Source organism: Streptomyces sp. NPDC090106 (assembly GCF_044747265.1).
GTDB lineage: Bacteria > Actinomycetota > Actinomycetes > Streptomycetales > Streptomycetaceae > Streptomyces.
The window spans coordinates 331,514-353,099 of the sequence record NZ_JBIVDS010000001.1 but is presented as its reverse complement, the minus strand read 5'-3'; the positions used below and the strand labels follow the sequence as shown (position 1 = coordinate 353,099).

At 72.4% G+C, this 21,586-nt stretch carries 16 protein-coding genes; all 16 read left to right on the top strand.

The features are described from left to right. The first annotated feature begins 48 nt into the window (after positions 1–48). Positions 49–507, top strand: a complete 459-nt coding sequence (locus ACIPSE_RS01645) for a MarR family winged helix-turn-helix transcriptional regulator (protein WP_401656232.1) — start codon at positions 49–51, stop codon at positions 505–507. Next, entirely contained in the window at positions 504–2,528 is a 2,025-nt protein-coding gene (locus ACIPSE_RS01640; RefSeq protein WP_401656230.1) for an MFS transporter, read from the top strand. Before ACIPSE_RS01645 ends, ACIPSE_RS01640 begins: the two co-directional genes overlap by 4 nt. A 53-nt stretch (positions 2,529–2,581) precedes the next feature. Then, entirely contained in the window at positions 2,582–3,607 is a 1,026-nt protein-coding gene (locus tag ACIPSE_RS01635; RefSeq protein ID WP_401656228.1) for a hypothetical protein, read from the top strand. A gap of 48 nt (positions 3,608–3,655) precedes the next feature. Beyond that, positions 3,656–4,423, top strand: coding sequence for a TIGR03936 family radical SAM-associated protein (locus ACIPSE_RS01630; protein WP_401656226.1), 768 nt, complete (start codon positions 3,656–3,658; stop codon positions 4,421–4,423). A 258-nt stretch (positions 4,424–4,681) separates the two neighbouring features. Then, a complete protein-coding gene (locus ACIPSE_RS01625; RefSeq protein WP_401656225.1) occupies positions 4,682–8,458 on the top strand; it encodes an Rne/Rng family ribonuclease in 3,777 nt (1,258 codons plus the stop codon). 224 nt (positions 8,459–8,682) lie between these two features. Continuing rightward, positions 8,683–9,750, top strand: coding sequence for a glucose-1-phosphate thymidylyltransferase (locus ACIPSE_RS01620; protein ID WP_401656224.1), 1,068 nt, complete (start codon positions 8,683–8,685; stop codon positions 9,748–9,750). Continuing rightward, positions 9,747–10,733, top strand: coding sequence for a dTDP-glucose 4,6-dehydratase (rfbB, locus tag ACIPSE_RS01615; RefSeq protein ID WP_401656222.1), 987 nt, complete (start codon positions 9,747–9,749; stop codon positions 10,731–10,733). The genes ACIPSE_RS01620 and rfbB overlap by 4 nt, the downstream gene beginning before the upstream one ends. 71 nt (positions 10,734–10,804) lie before the next feature. Continuing rightward, a complete protein-coding gene (rfbD, locus tag ACIPSE_RS01610) occupies positions 10,805–11,746 on the top strand; it encodes a dTDP-4-dehydrorhamnose reductase (RefSeq protein ID WP_401656220.1) in 942 nt (313 codons plus the stop codon). Continuing rightward, positions 11,743–13,776 (top strand): glycosyltransferase family 2 protein, encoded by a 2,034-nt coding sequence (locus ACIPSE_RS01605; protein WP_401656218.1) that lies wholly within the window; start codon positions 11,743–11,745, stop codon positions 13,774–13,776. Before rfbD ends, ACIPSE_RS01605 begins: the two co-directional genes overlap by 4 nt. Positions 13,777–13,786: 10 nt before the next feature. Next, positions 13,787–14,380 (top strand): dTDP-4-dehydrorhamnose 3,5-epimerase, encoded by a 594-nt coding sequence (gene rfbC, locus ACIPSE_RS01600; protein WP_401656216.1) that lies wholly within the window; start codon positions 13,787–13,789, stop codon positions 14,378–14,380. A 211-nt stretch (positions 14,381–14,591) separates the two neighbouring features. Beyond that, complete coding sequence (gene rplU / locus ACIPSE_RS01595; RefSeq protein WP_401656214.1) at positions 14,592–14,912, top strand: 50S ribosomal protein L21; 321 nt, start codon at positions 14,592–14,594, stop codon at positions 14,910–14,912. Between the two features lie 14 nt (positions 14,913–14,926). Then, positions 14,927–15,181 (top strand): 50S ribosomal protein L27, encoded by a 255-nt coding sequence (rpmA, locus tag ACIPSE_RS01590; RefSeq protein ID WP_004950923.1) that lies wholly within the window; start codon positions 14,927–14,929, stop codon positions 15,179–15,181. A gap of 130 nt (positions 15,182–15,311) precedes the next feature. After that, complete coding sequence (obgE, locus tag ACIPSE_RS01585) at positions 15,312–16,751, top strand: GTPase ObgE (RefSeq protein ID WP_401656211.1); 1,440 nt, start codon at positions 15,312–15,314, stop codon at positions 16,749–16,751. 346 nt (positions 16,752–17,097) lie between these two features. Beyond that, positions 17,098–18,534, top strand: coding sequence for an FG-GAP and VCBS repeat-containing protein (locus ACIPSE_RS01580; RefSeq protein WP_401656209.1), 1,437 nt, complete (start codon positions 17,098–17,100; stop codon positions 18,532–18,534). A 182-nt stretch (positions 18,535–18,716) separates the two neighbouring features. After that, positions 18,717–20,267 carry an alkaline phosphatase D family protein gene (locus ACIPSE_RS01575; protein ID WP_401656207.1) on the top strand — a complete coding sequence of 517 codons (1,551 nt, stop codon included), beginning with the start codon at positions 18,717–18,719 and terminating at the stop codon, positions 20,265–20,267. A gap of 85 nt (positions 20,268–20,352) precedes the next feature. Further along, positions 20,353–21,543: a hypothetical protein gene (locus ACIPSE_RS01570; RefSeq protein ID WP_401656205.1), complete on the top strand. Its 1,191-nt coding sequence runs from the start codon at positions 20,353–20,355 to the stop codon at positions 21,541–21,543. Positions 21,544–21,586: the final 43 nt, after the last annotated feature.

Genomic DNA, 21,586 nt, shown 5'->3' with positions numbered 1-21,586 from the left:
TCGACAAGTAACTTGGTTAAGTTGCTTGTCGGGTTTTAGCGTGGGGGCATGACCTCGGACGAGTCCATCGAGAGTGCTCAGCGGCTCAATGACGCGATGAAGCGGCTGCGGGCGCGTTTGCGGGTGGAGTCGGGGCAGCATGCGACCGGGCTGACCGTCACACAGATCACCGTGCTGGCGAGCGTGGTGCGGGAGGGGCCCGTGACCGCCGCGCGGCTCGCCTCGCTGGAGCACGTCAGCCCGCAGTCCATCGCGCAGAGCCTGGCCGTGCTGAAGGCGGCCGGGCTGGTGCACAGCGAGCCCGACCCGCGGGACGGGCGGCGGAAGCTGGTGAGCGCCGATCCCGCCGCGACCGCGATGGTCGAGAAGCTCCTCGCCGGGCGGGCCGCGTTCCTCGCGCGGGCCATCGACAAGGCCGTCGCCCCGGGGGAGCGGGAGGACGTGGACCGGGCCGTCGAGCTGCTGGAGCGGCTCGCCGCCGTCGATCTGGGTGACGGCGGCATATGAGCCGTTCCACCACCACCGGGTCCGTGCCCCCGCCCTTTTCGCCGGCCTTCACCGCGCCCCTCTATCTCGCGGCCGGGCTCAACCCCGTCAACAGTGCCGTCATCGCCACCGCGCTCGTGCCCATCGCCGCCGGTCTGGGCGTCTCCGTGGGCGACACCGCCGTGCTGGTGTCGTCGCTCTATCTGGCCAGCGCCGTCGCGCAGCCCACCGCGGGCAAGCTGGCCGAGGTCCTCGGCGCGCGCCGGGTCCTCGTCGGCGGCATCGTGCTGGTGCTGATCGGCGGGCTGGTCGGCGGGCTCGGGCAGGACCTCGCCACCCTGACCGTCGCCCGGGTGCTCATCGGGATCGGCACCTCCGCCGGGTTCCCGTGCGCGATGGTGCTGATCCGGCGCCGGGCCGAGGAGGCCGGGCTCGACGCCCCGCCCGGCGGAGTGCTCGGCGGCATCGCGCTCGCCGGGATGGCCACCGCCGCCGTGGGACCGCCGCTCGGCGGGCTGCTCGTGGGCGCCGCGGGCTGGCGGGCGGCCTTCCTCGTCAACCTCCCCGTCACCGCCGTCGCCCTGTTCCTCGCGCTGAGCCGGCTCCCCGCCGATCCGCCGCGCGAGCGGAGCGGGTTCCGGCGGCTCGCCGACCGGATCGACCTGCCCGGCATCCTCGGCTTCGCCGTCTTTCTGACCGCGCTCGTCGTCTTCCTGACGGGCCTTCCGGGACTCCGGTGGACCGCGCTCGCCGTGTTCGCCGTCGCCGTCGTCCCGACCGTGCGGTGGGAACTGAGCCGGGCCGCGCCCTTCTTCGACTTCCGAGAACTCGCCGCCAACGGCGCCCTCGCCCGCACCTATCTGCGCCAGTCGCTCACCCTGCTCGGCGTCTACTCCGTGATGTACGGCATGACCCAGTGGGCGGAGGCCGCCCACGGTCTGTCCACCGTCGAGGCCGGACTGCTCCTGCTGCCCATGGGCGCCGTCTCCGCGCTGCTCTCCCGGCCGCTCGCCGTGCGCAACCTCGTGCGCGGACCGCTGATCGCCGCGGCGCTGAGCATGCTGCTCGGCTCGGCCGGGATCATGCTGCTCACCTCGCACAGCCCCGTGACCCTGATCGTGCTCGTGTCGCTGGTCTTCGGCGTCACCTCCGCCACCACCACCGTCGGCAACCAGACCGCCCTGTACCTCGCGGCCCCGCCCGACCGGATCGGCACCGCCGCCGGACTGTTCCGGACCTTCGGCTACCTCGGCACCATCACCTCCGCCGTGATCGGCGGCCTCGTCTTCCGCGACGGGGCGAGCGACCACGGCCTGCACACCCTCGGCCTCGTCCTGGTCGGCGCGGGCCTCGCGGTCCTGCTGCTGACCGTCCTCGACCGGCATCTGACCAGCGGTCGGACCACCCCCCACCAAGGAGAACCACCCGTGAGCACCCCCGCCACCACCCCCGCGAACCCCACCCCCACCCTCACCCCCTCCCGCACCGCCCTGCTGGCCATGGACTTCCAGAACGGGATCGTCCCCCTCGCCCCCGACGCCGACGCGCTCGTCGAGCGGGTCAAGGGCGCCATCGCCGACGTCCGCGCCGCCGGCGGCACCATCGGATACGTCCGTGTCGCCTTCACCGAGGACGACTGGGCGGCGGTCCCCGCGACCAACAAGAACTTCAGCGCCGTCGCCGCGGCGAGGAGGCTCCACCACGAGGACCCGGCCACCACCATCGACGCGCGCATAGCGCCCGAGGACGACGACATCGTCGTACGCAAGATCCGGTACGGCTCGGTGTCCACCACCGATCTGCACGAGCGGCTCAGCGAGCGCGGCATCGACACGCTCGTGCTCGCCGGGATCAGCACCAGCGGGGTCGTCCTGTCCACCCTCATGGACGCCGCCGACCGCGACTACCGGGTCTTCGTCCTCACCGACGGCGTCGCCGACCCCGACCCGGAGACCCAGCGGGTGCTGGTGGAGAAGGTCTTCCCGTCCCGGGCGCACCTCATCGACACCGACGGGCTGCGCGCGCTGCTCAAGGCGGCCTGAGCGACACCGCGTCCGTCCGGAACGGCAACCGCCCGCACGGCGTCTACGTCGGTATGGACCTGGAGAAAAGGCCACCTCAGCAGCAGAACCCCGAGGGGTGTCTGGTCGTCGCGATCCGTATCCCGGTGCGGATCTTCGTGCTCGTCCTGGTCGTGCCCGTGCGGGTGGCCTGGGACGCGCTCGTCGTCGCCGGGAAGTTCCTCGGCGACACCGTCCTGCGCCCCCTCGGACGGGCGCTGGCCTGGCTCGGACGGGCTCTGTTCGTCTGGCCCCTCGTGGGCCTGTGGCGTTACGTCCTGGTCCCGCTCGGCAAGGGGCTGGCCTGGCTCGGCCACGTCCTGCTCGTGCTGCCCGCGGTCTGGCTGTACACCTACGTCCTCGCCCCCTTCGGCCGGGGCGTCGCCTGGCTCGGGCGCGGCATCGGTGCGGGCCTCGCGTGGCTGTACGCGCGCGTGCTCACCCCGTTCGGCCACGGCGCCACCTGGCTGCTGCGCTGCCTGTTCGTGCTGCCGGCCGTGTGGGTGTACCAGTGGATCCTCACGCCGGTCGGGCACGCCGTGGTGTGGCTGCTGCGCGGGATCGGCTTCTGCCTGTACTGGATCGCGCGCGTGCTGCTCGTGCTGCCCGCGGTCGCCCTGTGGCGCTGGGTGCTCACCCCCGTCGGACGGTTCCTCGCCGTCGTCGGACGGGAGGTCGGGGACGCCCTCGGACACGCCTGGCGGATCGCCGGGCACATCTCGCTCGCCGTGGGGCGCCTCCTCGGCACCTTCCTGCGCTGGACCCTGGTCGAACCGGCCCGCTGGACCTACCGCACGGTCCTCACCCCGGTCGGCCACGCGGTCCGCGACACCGTCCTCAGGCCCGCCGCCGAGGCCGCCCGCGGCGTGGGACGCGTCACCCGTCAGGCCTTGGCCGCCGCGCGCGACACCGCACGCCAGGCCCGTGCCGACATGCGGCGGATGCTGTTCGGGGACCTGCCGGGGGAGCGGAAGGAGAGGGTCGCGGTGGCCCGAAGGGAACCGTCGGGCCGCGAGACACGTACTCTTGGTAGCAGTACGACCGCACTCACGAAGGACTGAGCGACACTGGGCAAGCGACAGCCCGAAGGCCCGCCGCCCGCACCCGCGGTGCAGCGCATCCGACTGCGCTACACCAAGCGCGGCCGCCTCCGGTTCACCAGCCACCGTGACTTCCAGCGCGCCTTCGAGCGTGCGCTGCGCCGTGCCGAGGTGCCGATGGCGTACTCGGCGGGGTTCACGCCGCATCCGAAGGTGTCGTACGCCAATGCCGCACCCACCGGCACGGGCAGTGAGGCGGAGTATCTGGAGATCGCGCTCACCGCGGCGCGTGACCCGGAGCAGCTGAGGATCCTCCTCGACGAGTCGCTGCCCGACGGGCTCGACATCGTCGACGCGGTCGAGGCCCGTACCTCGGGGCTCGCCGACCGGCTGACCGCCTCCGTGTGGGAGCTGCGGCTGGACGGCGTGGAGCAGGCGGAGGCCGACCGGGCCGTCGCCGCCTTCACCGCCGCCGAGTCCGTGGAGGTCCAGCGGATGACCAAGAACGGCGTCCGTACCTTCGACGCCCGCCCGGCCGTGGTGGATCTTGCGACGCACAGTTCCGCCGCTGATAGGCCGACCGGCCGGCCCTGTGCGATACTGCGGCTGGTTGTTCGGCACGTGACGCCTGCCGTTCGACCCGACGACGTCCTGTCCGGTCTCCGCGCCGTGGCCGACCTGGCGCCGCCGGTCCCCGCTGCGGTGACCAGGCTGGCGCAGGGGCTGTTCGATGAAGAGACCGGCTCGGTGACCGACCCGCTCGCGCCCGACCGCGAGGCAGCAGCAGAGGCCCTCTCGAAGGCCCGGCAGCCTGCCGCCGCGACGGCGTCGGCGTAAGGAAGTCCCGCGAAGGACGGTCGTCGTAGCGCCGCCCTCGTACTCGGGAGCCACCTGGGTCGGGCAGCGCACCCACCAGAAGACTTTCGCCAGGCCGTATCCAACAGGGAGTACGGAACCGGCGAGACAAGACACAGAGAGCTCCCGTGCGGCGCCCGCGCCCCGGACGGCGGCACCGCGCATCGCGCGAGCCGCGGACGTCACCGGCATCGCCGGACCAGGCGCGGCGCCCGGGAGCCTGACGGGAGAAACGCCCGCATGCTCGAACCGACCGAGCCCACCGAGGGTTCCGAACAGACCACCCCCAGCGACACCCTGCCGCCGCGCCGTCGGCGCCGTGCCGCGTCCCGTCCGGCGGGTCCGCCGGTCGCCGCCGCGCAGGCCCCGGACGAGGCTGCTTCGGCCATACCGGCCGAGGAGACGGAAGAGACCGAAGAGGTCACCGGGACCACGGCGGCGGTCGAGACCGCCGAGGTCGTCGAGGAGGCCGCGCCGGCGCCGCGCACGCGCCGTCGGGCCACCCGCCGAGCCTCCGCGCCCGCCGGCGCACCCACGACTGCCGAGACCGTCGTCGCCGAGCCGGTGGCCGCGCCCGCGGAGCAGCCCGCCGAGGAGCCCGCTGCCGCCGCCCCGGCCGAGGAGGCCGCACCGGCCCCGCGCACCCGCCGCCGTGCCACCCGCAAGGTGTCCGCGCCTGTCGACGCGCCCGCCGAGGCCGAGACCGTCGTCGTGAGCGAGACCCCGGCCGCCGCCGAGCCGGAGGCCGTCGCCGAGGCCGCGCCCGCCGAGGAGGCCGCACCGGCCCCGCGCACCCGTCGTCGCGCCACCCGCCGGGTGACCGCGCCCGCCGGGGACACCGCCGCCGCGGAGGAGATCACGCCCGCCGCCCCGGCCGAGCCCGTCGCCGAGGAGCCGCAGGCCCCCGCCGTCGAGGCCCCGGCCGAGCCCGAGCCCGCCGACGACGCGCCGCGCCGTGGCCGCCGCCGGGTCTCGCGCCGTGCCGCGGCCGGGTTCTCCGCGCCCCCCGCCGACGCACCCGCCGAGGACGAGGCTCCGCGCCGTCCCACCCGGCCCGCCGTGGCCGTGTTCCAGGCGCCCGTGTTCACCGAGCCGCAGTTCCAGACGCCGGAGCGGGCCGCCGCCGCGGCTGCCGCCGCCGAGGTGGAGGCCGAGGAGCCGGAGGAGGAGTTCCAGGAGGAGCCCGTCGCGCCGCGCCGTCGCCGCCGCCGTCGCGGTGAGCCCGCCGAGGCCGAGGCGCCGGTCGTGGAGAGCGCTCCGGCCGTCGAGGACGAGCCGGAGGACGAGGACGCCGACGCGTCGGCCGAGGACGACGCCGTCGAGGAGGAGTCGGAGGAGTCCGAGGAGCCCGGCTCGCGCCGTCGCCGCCGTCGTGGCGGACGTCGCCGTCGCCGCGGCGAGTCCGCGGACGCCGACGCCGAGGACGGCGAGGACCTCCCCGCCGAGCAGGACGAGCGCGCCGGCCAGGACGCCGCGGACGGCGCCGAGCAGGACGAGGAGGACGACGAGGAGGCTCACGACGAGCACTCCGGCTCCTCCTCCAGCAGCCGTCGCCGCCGTCGCCGTCGCCGTCGCGCCGGTGACAGCTCCGCCGACAGCGAGCCCACCGACGGCGACCCCGAGCGGACCGTCGTCAAGGTGCGCGAGCCGCGCAAGGCGTCCGAGCCGTCCGACGAGGTGCAGTCCATCAAGGGCTCCACGCGTCTGGAGGCCAAGAAGCAGCGCCGCCGCGAGGGCCGCGAGCAGGGCCGCCGCCGGGTCCCGATCATCACCGAGGCCGAGTTCCTGGCCCGCCGCGAGGCCGTCGAGCGCGTGATGGTCGTCCGGCAGAACGGCGACCGTACGCAGATCGGCGTCCTGGAGGACGGGGTGCTCGTCGAGCACTACGTCAACAAGGAGCAGGCGACCTCGTACGTCGGCAACGTCTACCTGGGCAAGGTCCAGAACGTGCTGCCGTCCATGGAGGCCGCGTTCATCGACATCGGCAAGGGGCGCAACGCCGTCCTGTACGCCGGTGAGGTCAACTTCGAGGCGCTCGGCATGGCCAACGGGCCGCGCCGCATCGAGTCCGCCCTGAAGTCCGGCCAGTCGGTGCTCGTCCAGGTGACGAAGGACCCGATCGGTCACAAGGGTGCCCGTCTGACCAGCCAGGTCTCCCTGCCCGGCCGGTACCTGGTCTACGTCCCCGAGGGGTCGATGACCGGCATCAGCCGCAAGCTGCCCGACACCGAGCGGGCCCGGCTGAAGACGATCCTCAAGAAGATCGTCCCCGAGGACGCGGGCGTCATCGTGCGCACCGCCGCCGAGGGCGCGAGCGAGGACGAGCTGCGCCGTGACGTGGAGCGCCTCCAGTCGCAGTGGGAGGACATCCAGAAGAAGGCCAAGAACGGCAACGCGCCCACGCTGCTGTACGGCGAGCCGGACATGACCGTCCGGGTCGTCCGGGACATCTTCAACGAGGACTTCTCCAAGGTCATCGTCAGCGGTGAGGACGCCTGGGAGACGGTCTACGGCTATGTCTCCAACGTGGCGCCCGACCTGGCCGAGCGGCTCCAGAAGTGGACCAGCGAGGTCGACGTCTTCGCCAGCTACCGGATCGACGAGCAGCTCTCCAAGGCGCTGGACCGCAAGGTCTGGCTGCCCAGCGGCGGCTCGCTGGTGATCGACCGGACCGAGGCGATGGTCGTCGTCGACGTCAACACCGGCAAGTTCACCGGCCAGGGCGGCAACCTGGAGGAGACGGTCACCAGGAACAACCTGGAGGCGGCCGAGGAGATCGTGCGCCAGCTGCGGCTGCGCGACCTCGGAGGCATCATCGTCATCGACTTCATCGACATGGTCCTGGAGTCCAACCGGGACCTGGTGCTGCGCCGTCTGCTGGAGTGCCTGGGCCGGGACCGGACCAAGCACCAGGTCGCCGAGGTGACCTCGCTGGGCCTGGTCCAGATGACCCGCAAGCGGGTGGGCCAGGGTCTGCTGGAGTCCTTCTCCGAGACCTGCGTCCACTGCAACGGCCGCGGTGTCATCGTCCACATGGAGCAGCCGACCTCCGTCGGTGGCGGCGGCAAGCGCAAGAAGCGCGGACGCGGCGGCATCGAGCACGTGCACGAGGCGTCGGTGGCCACCGAGGCTCCCGAGCAGGACACCGAGCAGGACGGGGAGACCGAGGCGGAGGTCGTCGCCGAGGTCGCCGCGCCGGTCGCGCTGCCCGCGCCCGAGTTCCAGCCCGACGAGGAGCTGTACAGCAGCGTCGCCGAGGCGGAGGCGGCCGTCGGCCGCGGTCGTCAGCGGCGCCGGGCCGGGCGCCGGGCGTCCGCTCCGGCGGGTGCCCCGCGGCGTGAGCGGGGTGAGCGGTCCGCCGAGGCCGAGCAGCCCGCCGAGGCCGAGGAGGCGCCCACCGCGCAGGACGTCACCGTCGAGCAGGAGGCCGCGCTCCCGGTCGAGCCCCAGGCCGCGGCCGAGGCGCAGGCCGCGCCGGCCGCCGTCGAGGACCCGGTCGTCGAGGACGCCGCTCCCCAGGGCCGTACGCGCCGTCGCGCCACCCGCAAGGTGTCCGCGCCGGCCGGATCGCCCGCGGGCGCCGAGGCGACGACCGTCGTGACGGTCACCGCCGAGGCCGAGCCCGAGGCACCTGAGCCGGTCGTCGCGGAGCAGGCCCCGGCCGAGGAGCCCGCCGAGGCCGCCGCCCCGGCGCGTCCGCGGCGTCGTGCGGTGCGCAAGGCCACCGCGTCGACCTCCTCCGAGGAGGGCGCCGTCGTGGTCGTCCCGGCCGAGGCGCCCGTCGAGGACGCTCCCGCCGAGGACGGCGAGGCGGCCCCGGTGAAGAAGGCGGCGGCCCGCAAGACGGCCAAGAAGGCGACCGCGAAGAAGGCCGCCACCAAGAAGACGGCCGCCAAGAAGACCGTCGCGAAGAAGGCGACGGCCAAGAAGGCGGCCACGAAGAAGACGGCGGCGAAGAAGACCGTGGCGGCGCAGCAGTCGCTGTCCTCGGTCTCGGCCCCCGCCGAGGAGAGCTGACACTCCGGCGCACGTCACCGAGCCGCCCCCGGTCGTACACGACCGGGGGCGGCTCTGCTTTTTACGTCTCTTTTGGCCGCGCCCGTACAACCTCTCCGGCTTATACATCGTCATACAGGTGTCGAATGCGCGAACTAACGGCGAATCGGCCTGACAGCTGCCCGGCTATGATGTTTGAGCAGGATTGACGACAAATCCCGACAGTTATCCATTGGGGTCAGTACGTGAAGGCACTTGTGCTCTCCGGGGGAGCGGGCACTCGCCTGCGCCCGATCACCCACACCTCGGCCAAGCAGCTCGTACCGGTCGCCAACAAGCCCGTGCTGTTCTACGGCCTGGAGGCGATCGCCGAGGCCGGTATCAGCGAGGTCGGGATCGTCGTGGGCGACACGGCCGACGAGATCCGCGAAGCGGTGGGTGACGGCTCGAAGTTCGGCATCGAGGTCACCTACATCCCGCAGGAGGCGCCGCTCGGGCTCGCCCACGCGGTGCTGATCGCCCAGGAGTTCCTCGGTGACGACGACTTCGTCATGTACCTCGGGGACAACTTCATCGTCGGCGGCATCACCGGCCTGGTCGACGAGTTCCGCGGCGACCGCCCGGCCGCGCAGATCCTGCTGACCCGGGTTCCCGACCCGACCTCCTTCGGTGTCGCCGAACTCGACGCCCAGGGACGGGTGATCGGCCTGGAGGAGAAGCCGAAGGAGCCCAAGAGCGACCTCGCGCTCGTCGGTGTCTACCTGTTCACGCCCGCCATACACGAGGCGGTCCGCTCCATCGAGCCCTCCTGGCGCGGCGAGTTGGAGATCACGCACGCCATCCAGTGGCTCATCGACCAGCAGCGGGACGTCCGTTCCACCACCATCTCGGGCTACTGGAAGGACACCGGCAACGTCACCGACATGCTGGAGGTCAACCGGTCCGTCCTGGAGGGCATGGAGCCGCGCAGCGCCGGCACGGTCGACGAGTCCAGCGAGATCATCGGCCGGGTCGTCATCGAGGAGGGCGCCCGCGTCAGCGGTTCCCGGATCGTGGGCCCCGTCATCGTCGGGGCCGGTACGGTGGTGGAGAACGCGTACATCGGTCCCTTCACCTCCGTCTCGGAGGACTGCCGGATCGTGGACAGTGAAATCGAGTACTCCATCGTGCTGCGCGGCTCGTCCGTGACGGGCGTGCGCCGCGTGGAGGCCTCACTGATCGGGCGCGACGTCGAGGTCACGCCCGCTCCCCGCAACCCTTCGGCCCACCGGCTCGTGCTCGGTGATCACAGCAAGGTGCAGATCTCCTCATGACTACGCGCATCCTGGTGACCGGCGGCGCCGGCTTCATCGGCTCGCACTACGTCCGTACCGTGCTCGGCCCCGAGGGTCCCGGGGACGTGTCGGTCACCGTCCTCGACAAGCTGACCTACGCGGGCAACCCCGCCAACCTCGACGAGGTGCGCGAGCACCCCGGGTTCGCCTTCGTGCAGGGCGACATCTGCGACCCCGAGCTGGTCGGCAAGCTGATGGCCGAGCACGACCAGGTCGTCCACTTCGCCGCCGAGTCGCACGTCGACCGGTCCATCGACGGGGGCGCCGAGTTCGTGCGCACCAACGTCGTCGGCACGCACACCCTCATCGACGCGGCCCACCGCGCGGGCGTCGACACCTTCGTGCACATCTCCACCGACGAGGTCTACGGCTCGATCGACGAGGGCTCCTGGCCCGAGACGCACCCGCTGGAGCCCAACTCGCCCTATTCCTCGGCGAAGGCGTCCAGCGACCTGATCGCGCTGTCGTACCACCGCACCCACGGCCTGGACGTGCGCGTGACCCGTTGCTCCAACAACTACGGACACCACCACTTCCCCGAGAAGGTCATCCCGCTGTTCGTGACCAACCTGCTCGACGGCAGGAAGGTCCCGCTGTACGGCGACGGCGGCAACGTCCGCGACTGGCTGCACATCGACGACCACGTCCAGGGCATCGAACTGGTCCGCACCAAGGGCCGCGCGGGCGAGGTCTACAACATCGGCGGCGGCACCGAGCTCTCCAACAAGGAGCTCACCGGGCTGCTGCTGAAGGCCTGCGGCGCCGACTGGGACACCAGCGTCACCTACGTCGAGGACCGCAAGGGCCACGACCGCCGCTACTCGGTGGACTGCACGAAGATCCGCGAGGAACTCGGCTACGAGCCCCGCAAGAGCTTCGAGCAGGGCCTCGCCGAGACGGTCCAGTGGTACCGCGACAACCGCGCCTGGTGGGAACCGCTGAAGGAGCGCGCGGCGCTCTGACACGAAGCCGGCCGAACGGGCCCGGGGCGGACCCGGGCCCGTCCGTGTTTTCCCGACACAAAAGAAGAGACATGAATTCCACACAGGAACAGGCCACTTGGCTGATCGCCGGGGCCGGAGGCATGCTCGGACAGGACGTCCGGGCCGCTCTCGCCCGGGCCGGACAGCGCCATGTCGCGCTGGACCGCGCCGCCCTCGACCTCACCGAACCGGCCGCCGTGCTGCGGGCGTTGGAGGAGCACCGGCCCGCCGTCGTCGTCAACTGCGCGGCCTGGACGGCCGTCGACGACGCCGAGACCCACGAGGCCGAGGCCCTGCGCGTCAACGGCGACGCCCCGGCGCACCTCGCCGCCGCCTGCGCCGCGACCGGCGCCGTCCTGCTGCACGTCTCCACCGACTACGTCTTCGCCGGTGACGCCGACAAGCCGTACGCCGAGGACGCCCCGACCGCGCCGCGCAGCGCGTACGGCCGGACCAAGCTGGCGGGGGAGACGGCGGTCCTCGGGATCGACCGCGGCTATGTCGTGCGCACCGCCTGGCTGTACGGCGCGGGCGGCCCCAACTTCGTCCGCACGATGATCAGGCTGGCCGGTGTCAAGGACACCCTGGACGTCGTCGACGACCAGCGCGGCCAGCCCACCTGGAGCGCGGATCTGGCGGGCCTGCTCGTCGAGCTGGGCCGCGGCGCCCTGGCCGGGACCGCCCCCGCGGGCGTCTACCACGGCACCAGCGCCGGTGAGACGACCTGGTTCGGCTTCACCCGGGAGATCTTCCGGCTGCTCGGCACCGACCCCGACCGGGTCCGTCCCACCACCAGCGAGGCCTTCGTACGCCCCGCGCCCCGCCCCGCCTACAGCGTCCTGGGCCACGAGCGCTTCGCCGACGCGGGCATCGAGCCGCTGCGCGACTGGCGGACGGCCCTGACCGAGGCGTTCCCGGCGATCCTCCGGGCGCACGAGGCGCAGGAGCTCCAGGGACTTCAGGGGCTTCAGGACAAGGAGAACCCGGCGTGACAGTCAAGGTCAGCGTCGTCATCGCGGTCTACAACCCCGGCAAGTACTTCGAGGACTGCGTCGGGGGCCTGCTGCGGCAGAGCATGGCGCCGGACGAGTTCGAGGTCTTCTTCGTCGACGACGGGTCCACCGACGAGACCCCGGCCCGGCTGGACGAGCTCGCCGCCGAGCACCCTCACTTCCACGTCGTCCACCAGGAGTCCTCCGGCTGGTCGGGCCGCCCCCGCAACACCGGCATCGACGCCGCCCGGGGCGAGTACGTCATGTTCGTCGACCACGACGACTGGCTCGGCGACGAGGCCCTGGAGCGGATGTACGCGTACGGCACGGCGAACGACGCCGACGTCGTCATCGGCAAGATGGCGGGCATCGGACGGCCGGTCCCGCAGGAGCTGTTCCGGGTCAACCGGCCGCGGGTCACGGTGGACACCGCGCCGCTGATGGACAGCCTCACCCCGCACAAGATGTTCCGGCGGGCGTTCCTCGCCGAGCACGGCATGCGGTTCAAGGAGGGGCGCCGGCGCCTGGAGGACCATGTCTTCGTCGTCGAGGCGTATCTGCGGGCCAAGAGCGTCGCCGTCCTCGGCGACTACCTGTGCTACTACCACATCACCCGGGACGACGGCTCCAACGCGGGCTTCCAGCGCTTCGACCCGGTCGGCTACTACGCCAACCTGCGCGAGGCCGTCGACGTCGTCGACGAGCTGACCGAGCCGGGCCCGCTGCGCGACCGGATCTGCTCCCGCTGGCTGCGCAGCGAGATGGTCGAGCGGCTGCGCGGCAAGCGGCTCCTGAATCTCCCCGAGGACTACGCGGGCGACCTGTACCGCGAGATCCGGGGCGTGGCCACCGAGCGCTTCGGACCGGGCGTCGTCGCCGAGCTCGCCCCGCTCCAGCAGATCGTCGCCGGACTCGTCCGGGCCGACCTCTACGACGACGTCCGCGCCCTCGCCGAGTGGGAGGCCGCGATCCGGCCCACCGGTGAGCTGACCTCGCTGGAGTGGACCGACGGCACCCTCTCCGTCGGCTTCGGCGCCGAGTACGAGATCGCCGCGGACGAGGCCGACGGCGAGCGCGGCGGCGCCCCGCTGACCTTCCGCACCGAGGGCGGGCGGGACCTGCTCGGGGTGCCGCTCTCCGACGCCGCCCTGAAGGCTCTGGAGGAGCAGGGCGTGTCCCTGGACGCGCCGGTCGAGGAGAGCGACGTCGACCTGGTGGTGCGCCACCGCGAGGACGCCCGTCAGTACTTCCTCCCGGTGGAGTACGCGCTGCACCGGATCGACGCCGGGGACGGCACGTTCCGCCAGCGGATCACCGCGACCTCCGTCGTCGACCCGGAGAGCGCCGCCGCGGGCGGGCCGCTCACCCGGGGCCTGTGGGACCTGCACCTGCGGATCAAGTCCTGCGGCTGGAGCAAGGAGACCCGCATCGGCTCGGTGCGCGGCGAGGAGGTGGAGGCCGGACGGCTGGCCGCGCTCACCGGCGAGCCCCGGCGGATGGTCCTGCCGTACTTCACCGACGGGTTCGGCAACCTCTCCCTCGACGTCGACCAGCACACCAACAAGCTGGAGCGCGAGGCCGTGGCGCTGATGGACCCGGCGGCCGGCACCGTCGAGGGCACGACCGTGCGGCTGCCGCTGGCCCTCGCGGTCACCGGCGAGGAGACGGTGCGGCTGCGCTTCGAGCGCAAGAACGTGGGCAAGTTCCCCGTCGACGCGGCGGCGGACGGCCGTACCGTGACGGCCGCACTGCCCGTCGGGCAGCTCACCGGCGCGCGCTGGGCGGTCCGCGTCGGCGTGCCGTCCGCCGACCGGGGCGAGGACAAGTGGACGCGGCTCCCGGTGGACGTGGTCGTCGACGCGGCGGGCGCCGCCCGGGTGATCGACCGGCACACCCCACCGGCCGCCAAGCCGAAGCCGACCCCGAAGCCGGCGCCGAAGAAGAAGGCCCCGCCGCGTCCGCTGTGGCGCCGGGCCGCCGGGCGCATCAAGCGCGCCCTGACCCATCAGAACCAGCAGAAGAAGGGCTGAGGACCCCGCGATGCGACCCCTCTCCATTTCCGGCTCCTGGGTGTTCGAGCCGAAGGTCTTCCCCGACGGCCGGGGCAGCTTCCACGAGTGGTTCAAGGCCCCCGTCTTCGCGGAGGCGGCCGGGCACCCCCTCCGGCTGGCCCAGGCCAACATGTCGGTCTCCAGCCGGGGCACCCTGCGCGGCATCCACTTCGCGGACGTGCCGCCCGGACAGGCCAAGTACGTCAAGTGCGTGCGCGGCGCCGTCCTCGACGTGATCGTGGACATCCGGGTCGGCTCGCCCACCTTCGGCCGGTGGGAGATGGTCCGCCTCGACGACCGGGACCATCACGCGGTCTACCTCTCCGAGGGCCTCGGGCACGGCTTCATGGCGCTCACCGACGACGCGACCGTCGTCTATCTGTGCTCCGAGGGGTACGCCCCCGAGCGCGAGCACGGCATCCACCCGCTCGACCCGGAGCTCGGCATCGAGTGGCCCGCCGACGTGGCGCCGCTGCTCTCCCCGAAGGACGAGGCCGCGCCGAGCCTGGCCGAGGCCCGTGAACAGGGGCTGCTGCCGTCGTACGAGACGTGCGTCGCGTACCGGGAGGGGCTCGGTTCCTAGCGGTCGGGCGGGGCCGGGTCCGGGGCCGGGCGGGCCCGGTTTGACCCGTTCGGCCGTGGCCCCGTAACCTTGACCGTCGGCGTGTCCACAGGTGACACGCCACATCCCCGTAAACCTCTTCCTCTCGGGCTTTCAGCCGGGAGAGGCCCTCGGCTTCGCCGGGTGGCTGGACTGCGGGGGTGCCGTTCTCAAGCGAGAGAGTGAGATCCGCGTGTACGCCATCGTGCGCAGCGGTGGTCGCCAGCACAAGGTTGCTGTCGGCGACATCGTTGAGGTTGACAAGATTTCCACCGCCAATGTTGGCGACACGGTCGAGCTCTCGACCCTGCTCGTTGTCGACGGCGAGGCCGTGACCAGCGACCCGTGGGTGCTGGCCGGCATCAAGGTCCAGGCCGAGGTCGTGGACCACCACAAGGGTGTGAAGATCGACATCCTTCGCTACAAGAACAAGACCGGCTACCGCCGTCGCCAGGGTCACCGTCAGCAGTACACGGCGATCAAGGTCACGTCCATCCCGACCGCCGCGAAGTAAAGAGGGACTGAGCAATGGCACACAAGAAGGGCGCATCGTCCACCCGGAACGGCCGCGACTCCAACGCTCAGCGCCTCGGCGTGAAGCGCTTCGGTGGTCAGGTCGTCAGCGCGGGTGAGATCCTGGTCCGCCAGCGTGGCACCCACTTCCACCCCGGCGCCGGTGTCGGCCGCGGTGGCGACGACACGCTGTTCGCGCTGAACGCCGGTGCGGTGCAGTTCGGTACGCACCGTGGCCGCAAGGTCGTGAACATCGTTCCGGTCGCCTGAAACAGGCTTTAGACCGAACGCTTCGCGAGGCGGACCTCACTTCCCGGTCGGGAAGGCGGGTCCGCCTTCGCGCGTTTCTCATGACAGACACACGCAGCACTTTCCCCGTACGTTTCTGGAGGCACTGACCATGACCACCTTCGTGGACCGCGTCGAACTGCATGTCGCCGCGGGTAACGGAGGCCACGGCTGTGCCTCCGTCCACCGTGAGAAGTTCAAGCCGCTCGGTGGACCCGACGGCGGCAACGGCGGACGTGGCGGCGACGTGATCCTCACCGTCGACCAGTCGGTCACCACCCTGCTGGACTACCACCACTCCCCGCACCGCAAGGCGACCAACGGCAAGCCCGGCGAGGGCGGCAACCGTTCCGGCAAGGACGGCACCGACCTGGTCCTGCCCGTGCCGGACGGCACCGTCGTGCTCGACAAGGCGGGCAACGTCCTCGCCGACCTCGTCGGCCACGGCACCTCGTACGTCGCCGCGCAGGGCGGCCGGGGCGGCCTCGGCAACGCGGCACTGGCCAGCGCCCGCCGCAAGGCGCCCGGTTTCGCGCTGCTGGGTGTGCCCGGTGACCTCCAGGACATCGTCCTGGAGCTGAAGACCGTCGCCGACGTGGCGCTGGTGGGGTACCCGAGCGCGGGCAAGTCCTCGCTGATCTCGGTGCTCAGCGCGGCCAAGCCGAAGATCGCCGACTACCCCTTCACGACCCTGGTCCCGAACCTGGGCGTGGTGACCGCCGGTTCGACCGTGTACACGATCGCCGACGTGCCGGGGCTGATCCCCGGCGCCAGCCAGGGCAAGGGCCTGGGCCTGGAGTTCCTGCGCCACGTCGAGCGGTGCAGCGTGCTCGTGCACGTGCTGGACACGGCCACGCTGGAGTCCGAGCGCGACCCGGTCTCCGACCTCGACGTCATCGAGGAGGAGCTGCGCCAGTACAAGACCTCCCTCGCGGACCGGCCGCGGATCGTCGTCCTCAACAAGATCGACGTCCCGGACGGCAAGGACCTCGCCGAGATGGTGCGGCCCGAGCTGGAGGCACGCGGCTACCGCGTCTTCGAGGTGTCGGCCGTCGCCCACGCCGGTCTGCGGGAGCTGTCGTTCGCGCTGGCCGAGCTGGTCGCCGGGGCGCGCGCCGCGAAGCCGAAGGAGGAGGCGACCCGGATCGTCATCCGGCCCAAGGCGGTCGACGACGCGGGCTTCACCGTCACCCAGGAGGAGGACGGCCTGTTCCGGGTGCGCGGCGAGAAGCCCGAGCGCTGGGTGCGGCAGACCGACTTCACCAACGACGAGGCCGTCGGCTACCTCGCCGACCGGCTCAACCGGCTCGGCGTGGAGGACCGTCTCCTCAAGGCGGGCGCCCGCTCCGGCGACGGCGTCGCGATCGGCCCCGAGGAGAACGCGGTCGTCTTCGACTGGGAGCCGTCGATGTCCGCGGGCGCCGAGATGCTCGGCCGCCGTGGCGAGGACCACCGTTTCGAGGCTCCCCGTCCGGCCGCCCAGCGCCGCCGCGACAAGGACGCCGAGCGGGACGAGTCGCAGCGCGAGTACGACGACTTCGAGCCGTTCTAGGACCTGCGGGCCCCCTCCGGCACCGGAGGGGGCCGCACGGGCGTCCGGCGGGGCCGGGCGGACGACCTCCGGGGACGTCCCCCGGGTCCTGCGGCTGCCTTCCGGGGCCGAGCACCCGACCTGAAGGGCCGGGCGCATGTCGTCGAGGGCCGGCCGCAAGGAGAATCCGGGGCGCGCGCACGCCTTCCGCGACCGTGTGCCTGACCCGCGGGCCACGCGAACGCGTTCCGGGGCGTGCGGGCGGGCCCCGTCCGGACGGTCTCCGGGTCCGAGGGGGGTGAACGCCCGGAGAAATCCGGGCGGACGGCAGGGCAACCAGTCGGTGTCGCGGAGGGTCACACGTGGTGTGACCCGACCCCACAGAACCCGCAGCGTCGTTCTGGTCGCCCTGGCCCTGCTGGCCGCGACCACGACGGGCGCCCTCGCCGCCCCCCGCCCCTCCGGTGTCAAGCAGGACTTCAACGGCGACGGCTGGGCCGATCTCGCCGTCGCCGCCCCCTCCGCCACCGTCGCCGGCAAGAAGGAGGCCGGTTACGTCGCCGTGCTGTACGGCTCGGCGAACGGGATCACCGGCACCGGCCGGAAGGTGTTCACGCAGAACACCGCCGGGGTCCCCGGCAGCGCCGAGACCGGCGACCGCTTCGGCAGCGCGCTGACCTCCGCCGACCTGGACCGTGACGGCTACGCCGACCTCGTGGTGGGTGTGGCCGGCGAGGACACCGTCGACGGGCCCGAGGCCGGGCTGGTGGAGGTGCTGTGGGGCGGCCCGAAGGGGCTCGCGGGCGGTGCCGCACTGGCCGGCGGCCTGGCGTACGACCGGCTGGGCGCCCCGGGGCACCTGGCCGTGGGGGACATCGGCGACGACGGCGCCCCGGACGTGGTGACCGTGGAGAACCAGCACGATCTCAGGATCCTCGGCGGCCCCTTCACGCGCGGCGGCACGCCCACCGTCGAGCGGGCCGTCCGGGACGACTTCGACAGCCGGATCCTCGACCTCGCCACCGGTGACGTCGACGGCGACGGCCGCACCGACGTCGTCGGCGTCGAGAACGACGGCGACGAGTACGACGCCCGCCGGGTCGTGTACTGGCGGGGCGACGGCACCTCCCTCGCCCCCCTCACCACCGTCCGCGGCGCCGACGGCTACCGGCTCCAGGGCGGCGAGAACCTCGACGTGGGCGACGTGGACCGGGACGGTTTCGACGACATCGTCGTCGGCCGGGCCGTCGACGGCTACGACAGCGACCTCGACACCCCCCGCGCCAAGGGCGGCCGGATCACCCTGATCCCGGGCACCCCGGACGGTCCCGACGGCGCCGCCGCCCAGCACGTCAACCAGGACAGCCCCGCCGTGCCCGGCGCCGCCGAGGCCGGGGACGGGTTCGGCACCGACGTACAGCTCGGCGACGTCGACGACGACGGCTTCCTCGACGTGCTGACCGGTGTCCCCGGCGAGGACCTGGGCTCCCGCACCGACGCGGGCGCGGTCGTCGTCCTCAAGGGCACCGAGCACGGGCTCACCGGCGTCGGCTCACGGGTGATCACCCAGAACAGCACCGGGGTGCCGGGGACCGCCGAGAAGGGCGACCGCTTCGGCGGGGCCGTCCACCTCGGGGACACCGACGGCGACGGAGCACCCGAGCCCGCGGTCGGCGCGCCGGGCGAGAACGCGGGCGCCGGGTCCGTCTGGTCCTTCTCCGGTCCGCGTGTGCTCACCTTCGGGCACGGTCTCCTCGGCACGAACGGGACGAACGCCAAGCTCGGCTCGGGGTTCGTGGACTGACCCGCCGAGCCACCTGACCACTGATCAGACCCGTTGTGGCGCAAAGACGCCGGTGTGCCGCAACGGGTCTTCTGTTGTCTCCCCACTCGTCATGTCCGGGCCCGTCGCCGTTCAGTGGACGGACCTCCCCGGCGCGTGAGCTTCCCGTGTCCATGAGGCCAGCGAGGCAGGGGAGTTCGCCGATGACCGGATCAACAGCGCCCGACCGACGCCGCTTTCTGACCGCGGGGGCCGCCGTTCTCGGCGCCGCCGCCTCCGCCCAGCTGTGGCTGCCCCAGGCGGCCCGGGCGGCCGAGACCCCGCTGCCCGACGGCGTGTTCAGCCTGGGCGTGGCCTCCGGCGACCCGCTGCCCGAGGCGGTCGTGCTGTGGACGCGCCTGGCCCCGGACCCGCTGAACGGGGGCGGGATGCCCGACCGCGCGGTCCCGGTGGAGTGGGAGATCGCCGAGGACGAGCGGTTCGGGAAACCCGTGCGCCGGGGCGTCGCCCAGGCACGGCCCGAGTACGGGCACAGCGTCCACGTCGACGCACGCGGTCTGCGCCCGGGCCGCGCGTACTGGTACCGGTTCCGCGCCGGCGGCCAGCTCTCACCCACCGGCCGCACCCGGACCGCGCCCCACCCGCACAGCAAGGGCGGCGCACTGCGGATCGCGCTCGCGTCCTGCCAGAACTGGCAGCACGGCTGGTTCACGCCGTACGCGGACATGCTGGCCCAGGACCCGGACGTGGTGCTGTTCGTCGGCGACTACGTCTACGAGTCCACGCCGTCCTCCTCCGGCCCGCGCCGCCACGAGGGCACGGGGGAGCCGTACACCCTGGTCCAGTACCGCAACCGCTACGCCCAGTACCGCACCGACCCGGACCTCGCGGCGATGCACGCGAACGCGCCCTGGGTGGTCACCTTCGACGACCACGAGGTCGACAACGACTTCGCCGGGGAGATCCCGCAGGACCCCGACAAGCAGACCCCCGACGCGTTCAGGGCCCGGCTGACCGCCGCCTACCAGGCGTACTACGAGCACATGCCGGTGAGAGCCGCGCAGATCCCCGACGGACCGCACATCCGGATGTACCGCCGCTTCGAGTACGGCAGGCTCGCCCGGCTCAACGTCCTGGACACCCGCCAGTACCGCAGCGACCAGGTCACCGGCCAGGAGGCCGCGAAGGACCCCGCGCTGACCATGCTCGGCGCCGCGCAGCGGAAGTGGCTGCTGGACTCCCTGCACGGCTCGCCGGCCCGCTGGAACCTCGTCGCCTCGCAGATCATGATGGCCGAGACCGACATCCTGCCCGGCGAGGGCAAGCAGTGGTACTACGACGCCTGGGACGGCTACCAGGCCGAACGCAACCGGTTCCTGACGGAGTTCCGGCAGGTGCGCAACCCGGTCGTGCTCTCCGGCGACCGCCACCTGACGATGATCAGCGACCTCAAGGAGGACTTCGCGGACCCGGCCTCACGGGTGGTCGGCGCGGAGTTCGTGGGGACGTCGATCTCCAGCAACGGCGACCAGGACCAGGCCGCCTTCCACGCCCAGTGGGACCCGCTGAAGGCGGACAACCCGCACTGGAGGTTCATCGACGCCCACCGCGGCTACCACCTCTTCGACATCGACCGCCACGGCATCGACGCCCAGGTGCGCGTGGTGGACACGGTCCGCGCGCCGGCCGCGACGGCGAGCACCCAGGCCGCGCTGCGCGTGGAGGCGGGACGTCCGGGGGTCGAACTGGCCTGAACCCGGCGGGTGTGGCCTGGGACTAAGAGCGGTTCCAGGCCACTCTCAGTGCACTCTCAGGAAAACCTCTTACCGTGCTTTAACTATGGAGACGGACTGTACGAGACATGAACCCCCGGCCGACGGAGTGATCGCGCCACTCCCCGCCGGAACCCGCCTGCTGCACATCGGCCCGCACAAAACGGGCACCACCTCCATCCAGGGGGCCCTGTTCGCCGCGAAGGACCGTTTCGCCGAGCACGGCGTCGCCTGGCCCGCGACCTCCCGGCACCCGATGGACGCCGTCCTCGCCGCCACCGCCCGGCCCGGGATGATGGGCGACCGCGGCCCCAGCGAGCGCCAGTGGGAGCTCCTGGGCAGGCAGGTGGCCGCCGCGGGCGCGCACACCTCCGTCGTCAGCAGCGAGTTCTTCGCCGACGCCCCCGACGACGAGGCCATCGAGCGGATCGTCGAGCATCTGGGCGGCGACCGGGTGCATGTCCTCGTCACCCTCCGCCCGCTCGCGAAGATCATGCCGTCGCAGTGGCAGCAGTACGTGCAGAACGGCCTGCGCATGGGCTACGAGAACTGGCTCACGCACATGCTGAGGAAGGCGCCCTACGAATTCCCCAACCCCAGCTTCTGGCGCCGCCACCGGCACGACCGGCTGGTCGAGCGCTGGGTGCGGGTGGTCGGCCCCGACCGGGTCACCGTCGTCGTGGTCGACGACCGCGACCGGGGCGGGCTGATGCGGGTCTTCGAGCGGCTGCTGGGGCTTCCGGCCGATCTCCTCCAGGAGATCCCGGACACCGCGAACCGGTCCCTCACGCTCGCCGAGACCGAAATGCTGCGGAATCTTAATAAGGAATTCCGTGGCAATGGACTCCCGGAGGAGCTGTATTCCAAGCTGATCCGGCACGGCGCGGTGATGCATATGAAGAACGCGTGCAGCCCGACCGCCGAGGACGTGAAGATCAGCACCCCGCAGTGGGCCGTCGAGGCCGCCGCCGAGATCGGCGCGGAGATGGCCGGGCGCATCGCGGCGATGGGCGTCCGGGTCATCGGCGACCCGGCCCTGCTCTCCGCCGTGCCGAAGCCCAAAACCGACACGGGCACGGCGCCGCGGATGTCTCCCGAGGCCGCGGCGCAGGCGCTCTACGGCGCGCTCGCCGCCGCTGCCTCGGCACCGGTGCAGAACACCACGCCCGCCAAGAGCCGTACGGTTCACCAGACCTCGTCCAAGGAACTCGTCAAGGTGCTCGGTCACCGCTGCCTCAAGAGGCTCAGGCGGCACTGAGCGGGGCCTGTGGACTTACTCACAGCAATTCCGGAGGGTACCC